A 14,336-nucleotide genomic window follows, 5' to 3' on the forward strand; every position below is an offset into this window, starting at 1 on the left:
CTATGAGAACAAGCTGGCTCTGACGCGTACCCAGTGTTCCATCTCTGGGGTGTTTGGCGGAACGACCACGGTGCGCTTCAAACTTACCTTTTCGTCGCCACTGTGGCTGAGATACCCCATTTCCACCTCATGCTCACCAGAGGTCAGGGGCGCGCTGGTGGCAAGGCGAACACCCCGTGCGACCACAGCGCCATCGATCGACCACACGATGCCGTCGTCGGGAAGCGCACGGCCGGCCGGATCATATGCAGATCCCTGCAGGGTAAACGGCTGGTAGGGCAGCAGGACTGCCTGCGAAGATGGCGCGTGGAAACACAAGATGGCCGGGCGAGTCGGCACCGACCATGCGTCGCTCTGCGCGGTCTCAGAGCGAATGCCGTCGGTGGCCAGCAATCCGATTCGGCATTCACTCCCACCCGGAAGTCCTCGGAGGTCGATCTCGAAGCTGGACTCATTCAAGCTTCTTGCAACAGGAATGGCGCGCCGTTGCGGATCCAGGAATACCAAGTTGTAGGTCAGGGGCATCGGATGCTCGACTTCCCATTGGACGAGCCATGACTCATCCCCTGGGGTGACCTTCAGGGAATGAATCTTGGGTCTTTCACGGGCGATGGGTGCCTTGTGGATGACCTGGCCCTCGCAGATCAGTTCGAGCGCAGTGGCGTTCGGATGGAGCGCGACATGCCCTGTGATGCGAGCTGTATCCGCGCTGCGCACCTCGCATGACCCGCACAAGGAAGTCCGCCGTTCCAAGTTGCCTTTGGCGACCGCCGTCCCCATGTCGTCCAGCAGGCGCAGGCCCAGATCGGCCGCCGGTCGGCAACGCTTGGTCAGGCGCGTGGTCTCCCAACCAGGCAATGGCCGGTACGTGCCGTCGATCCGCAGGCTGCCAAGGACCCGAAGGAAAGGGCGAAGCATGGTGATCTCCAATTTCAGAACTTGTCGAACACCCGTTTCCACTGGACGGGTGACACCCAGCGTGAGGATTGGGCGTAACTCATGAAGTCATAGATTGCGCCGAATCCAGGAAACCCGTCCATCAACATCTTCACCGTGGATGGATCCAACGCTTCCTCGCCACGGATCCCACCGCCGTTCGGCAAGGTATCGAACTCCTCATCGTCATCGAAGCCACCGCCGACATCGACGTGGTTCAGCTTCAACGTGTGGGCCAATTCGTGCGCCGCGACAACTCGATCTGGTGGTACGACTACTGTGTTGCGGCTAGCGTTGAACCACCGCAGGCCTTGGGAGATTCCGCCCCAGTCCGAGCGAGGCGTTACGGCAGCCCAGACGGCACCATCGTCGTCCGGACAACTGTCTTCCCAGGGGAAGAGTGCTTCGGACAGAGTGCAATCGTGCTGATCGTCGATATGCTCCATGAGGTTCGCCGTGCCTTCCCTTGTGGACAGATCCTCCCCCGTATGCCACGTCGGCATCCGCGCGGGCGCAATGTCCAGGGGGGGCGTCGCCAAGAGATCGAAAGCGCGCACGATCACTTCGCGGGCTTGTGCGTCGGAAAGCGCTGGTCTGCCCGGTTGGCTTACACGGACATAGCGCACTCTAAACGGCGCCTTGTCGTACCAGACGGCCGTCTGCTGCGTGAACGGCGTTGCCTGTCGCACCAGTTCGCCAGCAGGAGCGCTGGGCAGTTCGTCGCGCGTCCACACGCGCACGCGCAACACTTTGGTGGCCTGGGCCAGGCCGGCAGGCACCTTGAAATTGAGGGTAGCGTTGCCCCGAGATCGCCGGGCAGACGTATCGGGTTCCGCCGTCGCTTCTGCCCCATTCACGGGCGGAATCGTGTAGCCCCCGATGCGGAGTTCGCCGCTGATCCCGACCGCATTCGCGACGGACCAATTGGGCTTGAATCCTGAGAGGTTGTCCGCGGTGACATAGACACGCACCACCGTATCTTTGCTGGCTACCAACGGGATGTTGTTGTCGGCGCCGTCTGGGCTGCGGAACTTCTGAATGCCTTGTGTCACCTCCACCCCAGTGATGACCAGGGAAGGTAGCTTGCAGAGTCGAACCTCCACGGTGGCTTGTCCTTGGCCACAGGGCCCCACAGCGGTCAAGGTATAGCGCGCCGTCAGCGGCCGGTCGCCGTTGAAGGGCCCCAACGAGAGGGTGTTGCCGATCGGATTCGAGGTTGAAGGAGTTCCCCCAAAGTCGGGGCCGTCTGAGCCCACTCGTTTTAGCTTGATGGATTCTGCATTGATGACAGTCCAATCAAGCACCAATGGGGTACCCGGCTCGACGAAGGCGGACATCAGGCCATTGACCGTGAACGCCTTGATCACCGCGGCTCCGGCACGAAGTCGATTGATCTCCAGGTCCGGCGGACAGTCGCGAAACGGCGCAGCGACGGCAGCGGGCGTAAACATGGGATAGCAAGAGAAGGCCTTCAACTCTTGGAGCAAGCGATCCTGCTCCGCCTTCCAGGTGTCATAGGAGGCAATGAACGATGCGTCGGCGAAGCCGATCGGTCCGGATGCGATTCCCGGCGGAAGCGTGACCGTAATGGCAGTGTCGGTCCAATCGGAACCGGCAACGGAGACGGCACGACAGCCATCATTGAACGGCAAGAGCAGGACAGCGGTATTGCGAATAGCCGCAAAGCCGGAGCCTCGAATGATGATGCGATCGCCTACGCAGAATCCGTGCTGCTCGACAGCCGTGATGCCCTGCGCCCATGTCACGCGTGCCGGTCGAGGCGGCGGGGGAAGTGCCGCACGTGCTGCGAGGCGCCTGGCGACCTCTCGCGTGCAGGCCAACAAGGCGAGCCAACCCGGCGGGTAATCAATCACTGGATCCCGTTCGAACGGTGCGAAGGGACGCCAATACTCCCGGTCCCAGTACTTCGGATGGCGAAGCTCAGCAATGATGCGATGAATGGGCTTCAATTGTGCGGGCCAGCCCAGCGGATCCAGATCCGAGTCGAAATCGGGGGACGAGGTCGCCGGGGAACGGCAGGTCGGGCATGCCCGACATGTCCATAAAGATGGGCATCTGACCGGAACCTGCCAGCATGCGAAGCACGCCCAGCATGCCACCGCGCAACTTGCCTTGTAGGGCTCGCGCGAGTTGGGAAATCTGTCCGGCCCGTGCCAAGGCACTAGTCATGCAGTCGAGCACCGCCTTCGTATGCAATCGTGAGGAGTTAGCTCCCGCACCGACGATCAGCAGCATCAATTCGACGAGGCTACTTTCCTGCAGGACGTCCGAGGCATCCAAGGCGGGCAACTCTTCCCCCGGACTGGGCATCGCGGCCAATGTGCAACTGCAATGGTTGTCTTGCGGTGTCTCCTCGTACACGGAGAAGCGCACGAACAGTCCCAGCGAGGAAGGCATGGCCGTTCGCGTAAGGAGCGACACGCGATTGAGCTCGGCCGTGGCGTGCTCATCTCCGTTGGAAGCCCGCAAGGCTAGGCGCTGGATTGTCTCAAGTTGGCACAAAGGTGCCAGAAGATGGCGCGCCAAAGGCTCCAGTAGTGGAACGGCACCGGTGGTTGCGGAGCGCGCCAGCGCGTGAAGGGCTGCGATGGCTGCGGGCCAGTTCACGATCGCTGACGTTGGGAGATCCGTGCCATGCATGTGTACCGCCTCCACTGTGTCCGCGCCCTTCGAGAGATCCCGCAGGGGTAGGTCGATGGGGCCTTAACGCACGCCATCTCCGTCCGCGATGCTCACTGACCCGACGCGATCCCGCATCCTCAGCATTTAGGACGTCACGCACTCGGCGCCGTCCGACCGGTGTGTGCAGTTCAACGCCGCCGGGCAGGCAAAGCTCAAGCTCGGCGATGGGCGGCGAACGCCGCGACCGTCGCCCGATCCGGGACTTCGTACTCGATGAGTTTCAAGGGCGTACGTGCCAGCGAGAGAGTGCTCCAGCAGCGATCGATCTGCAAAGTCGGCCTTCTCGAATTGAAGCTGATACGCCAAGTCGTTGATCGACCCCAGGATGCGCCGGCTTGCCGACAACCCATTGCTGCATGGCGCCGAACTCGGCGACCACTGCGTCGGCGGGCACCCCCACGGGCACCAGCACGGGTTCCAGCGCCTCGATGAACCTCTGAACGATGGACCGTCCCTCCCGCGGGCAACACGACGGGCAGCAAGGTTCGCTCGCTGACGGCGAGCACGATCTGGACCTGCCCGACGTGGACCAGGTGGGCGTACCAATCGCCGAGAATCCTCTGTGGCGAAACAGGCTCCGGCTTGGGCTCAACCTTGATCCTGTCGAGAAGCTTCCGGGTGCAGCGGAATGTGAACACGGCACTGAAGCGGCGGTTGAAGTGGTCGGAGCGTATCGGGCATTAATCGAGTGAGCACGCGTCGCTCCCGCCATGAGGGCGTACATTCCGGCCTCATGCGATCGATCCCGAATCGAGCAAGCGAATCAATAAGGGACGGAGGACTTTTGTTCGGATTCTTCAAGAAGCGGCGGCGGACTGCACCGCCCGCGCTCACGATCTCGTCGAAGCAGGTACCGCTCGACTGGGACACCTGGCGAGCCAGCTCCGCGAACCACCCTCAACTGGACGACCAGGTGCTGAGCGCCCGCTTGGCCGAGACCGTCGCCTGGTGCGACTCGCTCAGTTCACTCGCGGACTTCAAGTCGGCGGCACTGAGGCCCAGTCTGCTTCAAGACAGCATGGACAGCCTCGTCTGCGATCTCGGCAAGAACCGTCAATTTCAGTTGCGCCACACCAAGGCCCAGGTCAGATACGGCTCACCGGTCTTCATGACCGGAAGGTTGATGCTGTACTTTCCCGACGAGAACCTCTCGGACGGTTATGCGGAGATTGTCTCGGGCGGTTTCTTCGACGTGGACAACGTGCCGGCCTTCGACACCTGGGTGTCGTTCTTTTCCGAGGAGGATCATCCTCGGACATCCGCCCGACGGTATCTGCTTTGTTATGTGCCCCCGCTGATGACTGTCGCGGCAGACGCGGGCATCGAAGGCAATCCCGAATCGTGCATCCAGTGGCTGGAGCGATCGGATGTTTCGATTCGCCAGCGCCTCAAGGCGCTGACGAGGGTCGCATCGCACGGATAGGCGATCTGAAGTTCCGAGGTCCGGGCATCGATTCGCAAGGGCGACTCGTGATGTCGGAGAGAGGCCGCCTCATCCAGGCTCGGAGAGCTGGTTCCTCCAGGACTTCACCAGCGCCTGGATGGTCTGCGCGACCACCTTGCAGGCCGGCGTGAGCTTGCCGTGCCGTGGCGTGGCCAGCGTCACGTGTCGCATGAGGTCGGGACGCACCAGCTTCGTCGCATGCACCTTCCCGGCCCGCAGGTCCTCCGCGAAGGCGTAAGGGCCGAGGATGGAGTACAGCCCCGGCTGGTTGGCCACCAGCGTCCGTTGGACGGTGAGCGAGTCGGCCTCCGCCACGGGCGCCAGCTGGAAGCCGAGGCCCCGAGCGGTTTCATCGAGCGCGTTTCGCCAGTGGCTCGGCCGTCGCGGAAGCACCAGACGCAGCCCCTTCAGACGCGAGAAGGGCAGCGTTGGCTGCTGGGTGAGCGGGTCGCCAGGCGCGCTGACCAGGTAGGTGCTGACGCTCGACAGGAGCTTCTCATCGCGCCCGGAAGGCTTGCTGAAGCGGAACAACACGGCGAGGTCCAGTGAGCGGCTGTCCAGCAGCGCATCCAGCTCCGTTCCCTGCGCTTCCACCAGGTCCAAGGAAATGCCCGGATGCTCGCGCTGCAGCTGCTCGAACAAGCGGGTGGTGAGCGGATGGGCGGCCGTGGGGATGATGCCCAAGGTCACCCGACCCACGATGCGGCCAGCGTCGGACTTCAGCTCGAGCTCCATCTGCTCGGTCTCTTGAAGCCAGGGACGCAGCCGGGCAGCGACGCGTGCGCCGAGCTCGGTGACCGCGACGCCGCGCCCAGTCCGCCGAAACAGCGGCCCGCCGTACCCGGACTCGAAGTCCGTGATCTGGCGGCTGATGTGCGACTGGGCCGTCTGCCGATGCGCCGCCACCTTGCTCAGGCTGCCCGCCTCCACCACCTCGAGGAAGAGCCGTACCGCTGCGATGTTCATGCGCGTCTCCGTGAGATATGCCAATTCTGGCATGTCTGATTCATCTGATCTGTGGCTAGGCAGATGGTCGCCGGATTTCTACATTCACTCCCACCGACCCGTACCCCGCTGCCGGCGCGAAGCCGGCGAGAGTGACAAGACGGCCAGGTTCATCACCCACCCTCGGCACTGCGACATCAGGAGACATCCATGCAAGCCCCCGACCTCCGCGGCCTCGTGCCCGCACCCGTCACCCCCTTCACCCGCGACGGCGCCGTCGACTACGCGGCCATCCAGCGCCTGGGCAGCTGGCTGGGCGGCATCGACGGCGTCAAGGGCCTGACCGTCCTCGGTCACGCCGGCGAAGGCACGTTCCTGGAGCGTGACGAGCAGCTGCGCGTCATCACCGCCTTCCGCGAATCCGTGGGCGACCGCCTGCCCATCATTGCCGGCATCACGCTGGAAGGCACGAGCGTCGCGGCCGAAGAAGCCAAGCGCGCGGTCAAGGCCGGCGCCTCGGCCGGCCTGGTGTACCCGTCGCATGGTTGGCTGCGCTTCGGCTACCAGGACGGCGCTCCGCAGGACCGCTACAAGGCCATCCATGAAGCCAGCGGCCTGCCGCTGATCCTGTTCCAGTACCCGGACGCCACCAAGGCCACCTACAACCTGAAGACGCAGCTGGAAATCGCCGCGCTGCCGGGTGTCTTCGCAATGAAGAACGGCGTCCGCAACATGAAGCGCTGGGACACCGAGATCCCTGTCATCCGCAAGGAGCGCCCGGACCTGCAGATCCTGACCTGCCACGACGAGTACCTGCTGCACACCATGTTCGACGTGGACGGCGCGCTGGTCGGCTACGGCGGCCTGACGCCGGAGCCGCTGATTGAACTGATCGCCGCTGGCAAGGCCAAGGACTACGCCAAGGCGCGTGCCATCCACGACCGCCTGCTGCCCGTGACCAAGAACGTGTACCACCGCGGCAGCCACATGGAAGGCACCGTGGCGCTGAAGCACGGCCTGGTGGCCCGCGGCATCCTCGAGCACGCCACGGTGCGCAGCCCGCTGCTGCCGCTGGCCGAAGGCGCCGGCGAGGAGATCGCCGCGGCCCTGCGCTCGGCCGGCCTGGTCAAGTAGGCGCAAGACCTGGCACCGCGGGGAGCGGCTACGCCCTTCCCCGCCGTGCCGTCGGTGGCTCATCACCGGCATCCGTGGCGCGCCGGCGCTCCGTGGCACGAAGAAGACTTCGGTCACCCGGCATCCCCTAGACGTCCGGCGAACAACGCCGGCAGAGGAGACAAGACATGTTCCGATTCCCCGTCGCCGCATGGGCGGCCGTGGCTGGGATCGTCGGTGGGCAGTGCCATGCGCAGACCTCGGTCGCGTTGTCTGGCACGGTCGACGTCGGCGTCCGCCACGTGAAGAATGGCCGGCTGGGCAGCATCGACTCCGAAGTGAGCGGCGCCAACACCACCAGCAAACTGGTCGTCCAGGTAAGAGAAGCGCTCGGCGATGGACTGAGCGCCGGCGTCTATCTCGACAGCACCCTCCTCGGCGACACCGGCGCCGTGAACACACCGTTCTGGGACCGGCGAGCCACCGTCAGCATCGCGCACGACCGCCTGGGCGAGATCCGCCTGGGCCGCGACTGGGCGCCCACGCACATCCTCTGGTCCGACATGGACCCGTTCATCACCCTGGGCATCGCGGGCGCCAACAGCTTCCGCTCTGTCTTCGCATCGCGCGCCCTCGGGCAGGCCTTCGGCGTGAGCGCCGATGCCAACCAGCTCAACCCGACCCTCCGCATCGCCAACACCGCGCAGTACTTCCTGCCGACCGGTCTGGGCGGCCTCTACGGCTCGCTGCTGGTGAGCGCTGGTGAAGGCGGTGCCGCCGGCGCCGGTTCCGCGAAGACCGATGGCGGACGCCTGGCCTGGCGCGGCGAGCAGTTGATGGTCGGTGTCGCGCAGGTCACGACCCGCAACGCCAACGCCGGCCGCGACTTCACCGACCGTGTCTGGGGCGCGTCCTACGACTTCAAGGTCGTGAAGGTTAGCCTGGGCCAGCGCCAGTGGCGCTACGGACCGGACAAGACCACGAACACGCTCGTGGCCGCGCTGGTTCCCCTCGGCTTCGGCGACCTGAAGTTCTCCGTGCTTCGCGCGGACCAGAAGGGGGCGACTGCAGCACAGAGCTCCAACGATGCGACCTTGATCGGTGCCGGCTACGTGCACCATCTGTCCAAGCGCACGGCGGTGTACGCGCATGCCTCACGCATCGCCAACAAGGGCGGAGCCTCGTTCGCCGTCACCGGCGGTCCCGCGGTGAGCGGCGTCGCCACGGCAGCCAACTACTTCGGAGGCCAGAAGTCGACGGCCTTCGAAAGCGGCATCCGGCACAACTTCTGAGGTCGGCCCCATGGCGAGAACGATGATCGAGACGCCCGACCAGGCGCTCGAGGACCTCTCGCCCTGAACTGCAGCGACTCCCAGAGCAGAGAAAAGCAAGGAGACACCATGAACTTCGTCAAAGTGCTGGCCACCCTGATGGCCGGCGCCGTGATTCCCCTGACGGCGCACGCACAGGCTTTCCCGGAGAAAGGCAGCACGCTGCGCATCATCGTTCCGTTTGCAGCAGGGGGCGGCGTGGACAACGCGGCCCGTCTGCTGGCCGAGCAATTGCGCAAGCAGCTCGGCACTCCCGTCGTCGTGGAGAACAAGGCCGGCGCGAGCGGCACCCTCGGCGGCAAGGCAGTTCAGACTGCGCCGGCCGACGGCTACACGATGCTGTTCTCCGCAGCCACGCATGTCCTGGCCAAGCAGGTGATGGCGACGCCGCCCTACGACCCGCAGACCGACTTCGTCCCTGTGGCGCGTGTTGGCGAAGCGCCGCTCATGCTTGTCATCGCACCGGGGCTCGAACCCAAGACGCTGGCCCAGATGATCGTCGCCGCCAAGGCCAAGCCCGACGACTGGATGGCGGCCATTCCCGCGGCCGGTGCGCCGAGCCATCTGGCGACGCTCCTCTTCGCGAAGCAGGCGGGGCTGAAGCTCACCTACGTGCCGTACAAGGGAACCCAGCCGGCGCTGGTCGATGTCGGCGGCAACCACGTGAGCCTGCTGATGGACTCCATGGTGTCGCTGCTGCCGCTCGCGAAGTCCGGAAGGGTGCGGCCTCTGGCCATCACCGCGGAGAAGCGAAGCCCGCTGGCGCCGGACGTGCCGACGATGCAGGAAGGCGGCCTCAAGGCATTCAAGTACGCGTCCTGGTACGGCGTCTGGGTCCCGAAGGGAACGCCCGAGGACCGCGTCGCCAAACTGAGCGCGGCCGTGACGCAAGCGTCGACGGAGCTGGGACGCAATGGCGCTTACGCGGCGATCGGCATCGATGCGATCGCTGAAGGCAGTGCGCAGTTCAAGAAGTTCATCGCCGCCGACGTGGCGCTGGGCGCGGAGCTGCTGAAGAGCTCAGGGTTCAAGCCGGAGTGACGGGGCGGACAAGCACAGCGGTTGGCGCCACCTCCACCTGGGCAGCGCCCCCGGGCGCTCATGAACCGCGCCACGCCGACTGCTGCGCACGCACAACGCCTCCGTTGCTTCCCGCCCATCACGGTGTTAGCCTCGCGGCCCTATGCAGCAGTTCCTGACCTTCCAACGCGCACAAGCCGCAGCCGAGACCCGCACATTCGCGGTGGATTCGCTGTGCGCGGCGTATGACGCAGCACTGCTTCCCTAGAGCCATTCCATCCGGAGGCTCGGCCTCCTGAGTTCAACGAAACCCGGTAGGCCACAAGCCACCGGGTTTTGTTTTTTCCGTCCTCCGTTGGAGACCCAGGCCATGAGCCCCGATCGAGATTCGTCCTCCTTCTTCGCCGCACGCGCTGCAAGCAGCGCCGTGCTGTGCGTCCCCTTCGTGGAGTGGTTCGTGTAGACCTCTCCGGGCCTGCGTGTGCCTGGAGGTCCATCCTTCAGGCGAGATGAAAAGCCTGCCGGGTGGCCCACACCCCGCAGGCTTTTTTCTTTCGTCCGCGCAAGCGGGCACCCAGGTCTGGCGCGCGCGCCGACAACCCCGGCCGACAGGTCCACCTGGCCAGTGGACCGAACCGGCTTTTCACTCATCAACGAACTGGAGAAACATCATGACCACCAAGGTCCACGTCAACGTCGGCACGATCGGTCACGTCGATCACGGCAAGACGACGCTGACGGCCGCCCTCACCGCCGTGCAGGCCGCACGCTTTGGCGGCCGCGCCCTGTCCTACGGACAGATCGACAACGCCAAGGAAGAGCGCGAGCGCGGCATCACGATCAACACCTCGCACGTCGAGTACGAGTCGGACAGGCGCCACTACGCGCACATCGACTGCCCGGGCCACGCCGACTACATCAAGAACATGATCACCGGCGCCTCGCAGATGGACGGTGCCATCCTGCTGGTGGACGGCACCGAAGGCGCCGCCCGGCAGACCATCGAACACGTGCTGCTGGCGCGCCAGGTGAACGTGGGCCACATGGTGGTGTTCGTGAACAAGATGGACCTGGTGCCCGAGAGCGACCGCACCGACATTGCCGAGCTGATCGAGATGGAGATCGGCGCCCTGCTGGCCACCCATGGCTATCTGGAGCCCGCCTTCGTCTTCGGCAGCGCCATGAAGGCGCTGGCTGCGGCCGAGCGCGGCGAGCTGGACGGCCCGGACGTGCAATGCGTCGTCGAGCTGGTGAACGCCTTGGACGCGCGCATCCCTGACCCGGTGCGCGACTACGCCAGCCCGTTCATGATGCCCGTCGAGGCGGTGCACACCATCGCGGGCCGCGGCACCGTCATCAGCGGCCGTGTCGAGCGCGGCGTGATCCACGTGGGCGACTCTCTGGAGATCGTCGGCCTCAGCTCGTCCGGCGACGACCCTGTCGTCGTCACCGGCGTGCAGTCCTTCCACAAGGACGTGGCCGAAGGTCGTGCCGGCATGAACGTGGGCCTGCTGCTGCGCGGCGTCAAGCGCGATGACGTCGTGCGCGGCCAGGTCGTGGTGAAGCCCGGTGCGCTGAAGCCCTACCGCGCAGGGCGTGCCCAGATCTTCGTCCTCAGCAAGGAAGAAGGTGGCCGCCACACGCCGTTCGGCTCGGGCTACCAGCCGCAGTTCTTCTTCGGTCCGACCGACGTGACCGGTGTCATCAGCGTCGACGCCGAAGCCGGCGTTGTCGAACCCGGCGCGCAGGCCTTGATCAGCTTCGAGCTGAACAAGCCCGTCGCGATCGAGAACGGCATGCGCTTCGCCATGCGCGAGGGCGGCAAGACCGTCGGCGCTGGCATCGTGACTGAAGTGCTCAGCTGAAAGGCTCAGTTGAAAGGCTGAGCACTCCCCGCCCCTGTTGCTTGCTTGTCAGGCAGCAGGGGCTTTTTTCTTCGGCCGCTACTCGACACCTCGCTGAGCGCCCTCTGCTGGAACAGGCATAGGCGCCGCCTTCCTGAAGAGCCTCGGATAGAGTGCTTCATTCCATGAAGGTTGGCGAAGGAGATCCAGTGACTGACACCCCCATGGCACTTCCTGAACGATTCGAAGTGCAACGATCCGAACGATGGGTGTTTCTGGCCGCGCCTTGGCTGTTCATCGCCTTGGCAGCGTTCTTCGTCGCCATGCCCTTCCTTCCCGGCGATGGGAAGCCGCGCAATGAAGCTTTCCTGTTGGGCTTCGCTGTCGTCGGTTGTCTCGCCTTCAGCGTCTGTGCGTGGTACTCCCGGCAGCTCGTTCGACAGCTGGTCGAATCCGCTGTCTCGGTCGATGAACAGGGGCTGTGGCCGTCGGTCAAGAACAGGCATGACGCCCTGGTTCCCTGGAACTCGATCGTCCGCTTGCGGGAGCGCGAGATCTTGCAGCGCCTCGACGCGATCGATGCCTCGGGAAAGACTGTTGCCAGGCTGGAGTACCAGCTCAAGGACTTCGATCGTCTGCGGGCCATCGTGTTGGAGCGGGCAAACCTGCGCGGCACGGCGCCATCGTCCGACACGTACAAGCGGCCGCGGAGCCACCACCTGCTTGCCATCGGTGGCGTGCTCGGCTTCGCGCTTTTGGGCTGGTACCTGGGCCCCACCGAGCCACTGCTCGGCTACGTTGCGATGACCTTCGTCGTCGGGCTCGTCGCCTGGGAGTACTGGACCACGCCATTCCGCCTGCGCATCACACCAGGCGCTCTCGAGATCAGCCTGCCGGGCCGTCTCCGGCGCGTTCCGCGCGAGCACATCAGGAGCGTCGAGATTCAGGATGAACAGGTGAACTACACCAAGCAACCAGCCGTGATGTTGCAGCTGGTCGGAGGCGGAAAGCCTGTGAAGCTCAAGGCGCTCGGCGTGCAGACCGTGGAACTGCATCAGGCGCTTCAGGCTTGGCACCGGGGCAACGCCTGACCCTCCCAGGTGCCGTGGAATGCCCCCACGAGCACGGCCGCCCCTGCCCAGCAGCGGTTGCAGCAACCATGCGTCGCTTTTCCCCGAAGACCTATCATCAACTCGCTCACGCTCCGTGACACGAAGCGGTCATCGGCTCAGCTGACTGGGCCGTGGCATTCACACTCAAGAGGCCTCCGCTTGTTCGAGATGCCTACCTTTCATCATGGATAAATTCTTGCTGCAGCAGCAGGTGCTGGAACGGCTCGCCGAAGACCTGCTGCAAGCCGAACAGGCTGCACGCGTGGCGCATGAAACGGCGACTCACGAAGAAAACATCGCCGAGAACAAGTACGACACGCTGGGTCTCGAAGCCGCCTACCTGGCCACCGGCCAGGCTCGTCGCGCCGAAGCCATCCGGCAGGCGATGGCCAATTGGCGCCAGTTCCGCCCGCCCTCCTACGACGCCAGGTTGGGCATCCAGATCGGTGCGCTGGTCTGCCTGGTCGATGCCGACGACAAGCAGCAACAGCTCTTTCTCGGCCCGGATGGCGGCAGCATGAAGTTGGTGAGCGGCGCTCAGCTCGTTCAGGTCATCAGCAGCGAAGCCCCGTTGGGCAGGGCCATGCTGGGCAAATGTGAAGGTGATGAGGTGTCGATCCAGGTCGCTTCAATCCGACAGCAATTTGAGGTGATGTGGGTTCATTGATGCTGACACCGCACGCGCCACTCGCCACCCCAGTTCCGCAGTTGCCGCGGCTCTACACCTTTCGCCGCTGCCCGTACGCCATGCGCGCACGGATGGCGCTGCTGCAGGCCGGGCTAGCCTTCGAGGCGGTGGAGGTCAGCTTGCGCGACAAGCCGGCAAGCCTGCTGGCCTTGTCTCCCAAGGCGACGGTACCCGTGCTGCAGTTGCCCGATGGCAGCGTGATCGAGGAGAGCTGGGACATCATGCGCTGGGCGCAGGCTGCGCCAGATGCGCAGGGCTGGTGGGCGCGGGCGCAATCGCCTGCGAACCTCGACCTGGTACAGCGAAACGACGGCGACTTCAAGCATCACCTGGACCGCTGGAAGTACCCCCAGCGCTACGCGAGTGAGACCCTCACGCCAGACGCACACCGCGACAGGGCGCTGGATGTGCTTCTGCGACCGTTGGAGGCACGGCTGCACAGCGCGCCCTTCCTGGGCGGCGCCACGCCATGCGCCACCGACTTGGCAGTGTTCCCCTTCGTCCGCCAGTTCGCCGCAGTGGAGCCGGAATGGTTTGCAACGCTGGACTTGCCATCGGTACGGTCATGGCTGAACGGCTGGCTCGACAGCCCGCTGTTCGTTTCGTGCATGTACAAGTTGCCCGCGGAAGGTGCGAATCGCTTTCCGCCGCTCCAGTAATAGCCGACAGACTCCTTCGGGAAGCGCAGCTCGAGTCGGCGCCTTTGGAACGCCGCATGAAGTCAAGGCTTGCGCATGACCCGCTGCAGGGCATCCTTGCGCATCGCATCGCGCGCGCGTCGACTTGCAATACGAAGCCCACCGCCGCGCGACCGAGGCCAACGCCGAGAACGCGACCAACCTGAAGGTGTTGGCCGGACTGGCCGCATGCTTCGACAAGCCGTACCGGGAGGCCTACGGCAAGTGCCGACCCCGCGATTGACCCGGCTTCCCACCCGCACCGGGTGGCGAAGCGACCGGGTCAGGCGTAGGTGTTGATGTTGCGGCCGAGACTGCCTTCGGTGGCCAGGGCAGTCGGCTGCGGCAGCGCCGCCAGCAGCGCGGCGGCGCCGGCTTCCTGGACGTCGATGGCCTTGCGGAGCACCAGCAGGCCGGCCGCGTTGCCGACCGTGCCAGGCGTGCCGTTGGATGCATTGCTGACGGCTGCGGCGACGCTGGGGGAATTGGTGATGACCATCCCTGCAATATCGGCGATTCCTGC

The 14,336-nt window shown here is 64.9% G+C and carries 15 protein-coding genes; 9 read left to right on the forward strand and 6 right to left on the reverse strand.

Features of this window, described 5'->3' with window-relative positions; translation table 11 throughout:
* The 4 genes from ACFJIX_RS23325 to ACFJIX_RS23340 form a co-directional block, all read right to left on the reverse strand.
* Complete coding sequence (locus ACFJIX_RS23325) at nucleotides 1–918, reverse strand: hypothetical protein (RefSeq protein ID WP_377155059.1); 918 nt, start codon at nucleotides 916–918, stop codon at nucleotides 1–3.
* Between the two features lie 14 nt (nucleotides 919–932).
* Nucleotides 933–2,906: a hypothetical protein gene (locus ACFJIX_RS23330; RefSeq protein WP_377155060.1), complete on the reverse strand. Its 1,974-nt coding sequence runs from the start codon at nucleotides 2,904–2,906 to the stop codon at nucleotides 933–935.
* Complete coding sequence (locus tag ACFJIX_RS23335) at nucleotides 2,878–3,354, reverse strand: hypothetical protein (protein WP_377155061.1); 477 nt, start codon at nucleotides 3,352–3,354, stop codon at nucleotides 2,878–2,880. The genes ACFJIX_RS23330 and ACFJIX_RS23335 overlap by 29 nt, the downstream gene beginning before the upstream one ends.
* Nucleotides 3,355–3,791: 437 nt before the next feature.
* Nucleotides 3,792–4,277, reverse strand: coding sequence for a DUF6933 domain-containing protein (locus tag ACFJIX_RS23340; RefSeq protein ID WP_377155062.1), 486 nt, complete (start codon nucleotides 4,275–4,277; stop codon nucleotides 3,792–3,794).
* A gap of 146 nt (nucleotides 4,278–4,423) precedes the next feature.
* Between ACFJIX_RS23340 and ACFJIX_RS23345 the strand changes: the two genes are divergently transcribed.
* Nucleotides 4,424–5,062: a hypothetical protein gene (locus tag ACFJIX_RS23345; RefSeq protein WP_377155063.1), complete on the forward strand. Its 639-nt coding sequence runs from the start codon at nucleotides 4,424–4,426 to the stop codon at nucleotides 5,060–5,062.
* A gap of 69 nt (nucleotides 5,063–5,131) precedes the next feature.
* On the opposite strand, the gene ACFJIX_RS23350 is transcribed toward ACFJIX_RS23345, so the two are convergent.
* On the reverse strand, nucleotides 5,132–6,049 hold the full coding sequence (locus tag ACFJIX_RS23350) for a LysR family transcriptional regulator (protein ID WP_377155064.1): 918 nt from the start codon (nucleotides 6,047–6,049) through the stop codon (nucleotides 5,132–5,134).
* Nucleotides 6,050–6,238: 189 nt separating this feature from the next.
* Here ACFJIX_RS23350 and ACFJIX_RS23355 point away from each other — a divergent pair, with 189 nt between their 5' ends.
* The 8 genes from ACFJIX_RS23355 (at nucleotide 6,239) to ACFJIX_RS23390 (ending at nucleotide 14,057) form a co-directional block, all read left to right on the forward strand.
* The gene (locus tag ACFJIX_RS23355; protein ID WP_377155065.1) at nucleotides 6,239–7,162 is read left to right on the forward strand and encodes a dihydrodipicolinate synthase family protein; all 924 of its coding nucleotides are present in this window, start codon (nucleotides 6,239–6,241) and stop codon (nucleotides 7,160–7,162) included.
* Between the two features lie 167 nt (nucleotides 7,163–7,329).
* Entirely contained in the window at nucleotides 7,330–8,433 is a 1,104-nt protein-coding gene (locus ACFJIX_RS23360; RefSeq protein WP_377155066.1) for a porin, read from the forward strand.
* A gap of 108 nt (nucleotides 8,434–8,541) precedes the next feature.
* The gene (locus ACFJIX_RS23365) at nucleotides 8,542–9,513 is read left to right on the forward strand and encodes a Bug family tripartite tricarboxylate transporter substrate binding protein (RefSeq protein ID WP_377155067.1); all 972 of its coding nucleotides are present in this window, start codon (nucleotides 8,542–8,544) and stop codon (nucleotides 9,511–9,513) included.
* A gap of 650 nt (nucleotides 9,514–10,163) precedes the next feature.
* Nucleotides 10,164–11,357, forward strand: a complete 1,194-nt coding sequence (locus ACFJIX_RS23370) for an elongation factor Tu (protein ID WP_377155068.1) — start codon at nucleotides 10,164–10,166, stop codon at nucleotides 11,355–11,357.
* A gap of 203 nt (nucleotides 11,358–11,560) precedes the next feature.
* Complete coding sequence (locus tag ACFJIX_RS23375; RefSeq protein ID WP_377155069.1) at nucleotides 11,561–12,427, forward strand: hypothetical protein; 867 nt, start codon at nucleotides 11,561–11,563, stop codon at nucleotides 12,425–12,427.
* 205 nt (nucleotides 12,428–12,632) lie between these two features.
* Nucleotides 12,633–13,115, forward strand: coding sequence for a GreA/GreB family elongation factor (locus tag ACFJIX_RS23380; protein WP_377155070.1), 483 nt, complete (start codon nucleotides 12,633–12,635; stop codon nucleotides 13,113–13,115).
* The gene (locus ACFJIX_RS23385; RefSeq protein ID WP_377155071.1) at nucleotides 13,115–13,795 is read left to right on the forward strand and encodes a glutathione S-transferase; all 681 of its coding nucleotides are present in this window, start codon (nucleotides 13,115–13,117) and stop codon (nucleotides 13,793–13,795) included. The genes ACFJIX_RS23380 and ACFJIX_RS23385 overlap by 1 nt, the downstream gene beginning before the upstream one ends.
* A gap of 124 nt (nucleotides 13,796–13,919) precedes the next feature.
* The gene (locus tag ACFJIX_RS23390; protein ID WP_377155072.1) at nucleotides 13,920–14,057 is read left to right on the forward strand and encodes a hypothetical protein; all 138 of its coding nucleotides are present in this window, start codon (nucleotides 13,920–13,922) and stop codon (nucleotides 14,055–14,057) included.
* A 39-nt stretch (nucleotides 14,058–14,096) separates the two neighbouring features.
* Here the strand turns inward: ACFJIX_RS23390 and ACFJIX_RS23395 are convergent, their stop codons facing one another.
* Nucleotides 14,097–14,312, reverse strand: coding sequence for a putative motility protein (locus tag ACFJIX_RS23395; protein ID WP_377155073.1), 216 nt, complete (start codon nucleotides 14,310–14,312; stop codon nucleotides 14,097–14,099).
* Between the last annotated feature and the right edge of the window lie 24 nt (nucleotides 14,313–14,336).

Source organism: Roseateles sp. UC29_93, from assembly GCF_042695725.1.
Classification (GTDB): Bacteria; Pseudomonadota; Gammaproteobacteria; order Burkholderiales; family Burkholderiaceae_C; genus Roseateles; species Roseateles noduli_A.

Bases quoted from the DNA above. Each gene is read 5' to 3' on its own strand.
- ACFJIX_RS23350 (WP_377155064.1), bottom strand. From the start codon at position 6,049: ATGAACATCGCAGCGGTACGGCTCTTCCTCGAGGTGGTGGAGGCGGGC.
- ACFJIX_RS23370 (WP_377155068.1), top strand. From the start codon at position 10,164: ATGACCACCAAGGTCCACGTCAACGTCGGCACGATCGGTCACGTCGAT.
- ACFJIX_RS23360 (WP_377155066.1), top strand. From the start codon at position 7,330: ATGTTCCGATTCCCCGTCGCCGCATGGGCGGCCGTGGCTGGGATCGTC.
- ACFJIX_RS23365 (WP_377155067.1), top strand. From the start codon at position 8,542: ATGAACTTCGTCAAAGTGCTGGCCACCCTGATGGCCGGCGCCGTGATT.
- ACFJIX_RS23375 (WP_377155069.1), top strand. From the start codon at position 11,561: ATGGCACTTCCTGAACGATTCGAAGTGCAACGATCCGAACGATGGGTG.
- ACFJIX_RS23335 (WP_377155061.1), bottom strand. From the start codon at position 3,354: ATGCCTTCCTCGCTGGGACTGTTCGTGCGCTTCTCCGTGTACGAGGAG.
- ACFJIX_RS23325 (WP_377155059.1), bottom strand. From the start codon at position 918: ATGCTTCGCCCTTTCCTTCGGGTCCTTGGCAGCCTGCGGATCGACGGC.
- ACFJIX_RS23380 (WP_377155070.1), top strand. From the start codon at position 12,633: ATGGATAAATTCTTGCTGCAGCAGCAGGTGCTGGAACGGCTCGCCGAA.
- ACFJIX_RS23355 (WP_377155065.1), top strand. From the start codon at position 6,239: ATGCAAGCCCCCGACCTCCGCGGCCTCGTGCCCGCACCCGTCACCCCC.
- ACFJIX_RS23395 (WP_377155073.1), bottom strand. From the start codon at position 14,312: ATGGTCATCACCAATTCCCCCAGCGTCGCCGCAGCCGTCAGCAATGCA.
- ACFJIX_RS23385 (WP_377155071.1), top strand. From the start codon at position 13,115: ATGCTGACACCGCACGCGCCACTCGCCACCCCAGTTCCGCAGTTGCCG.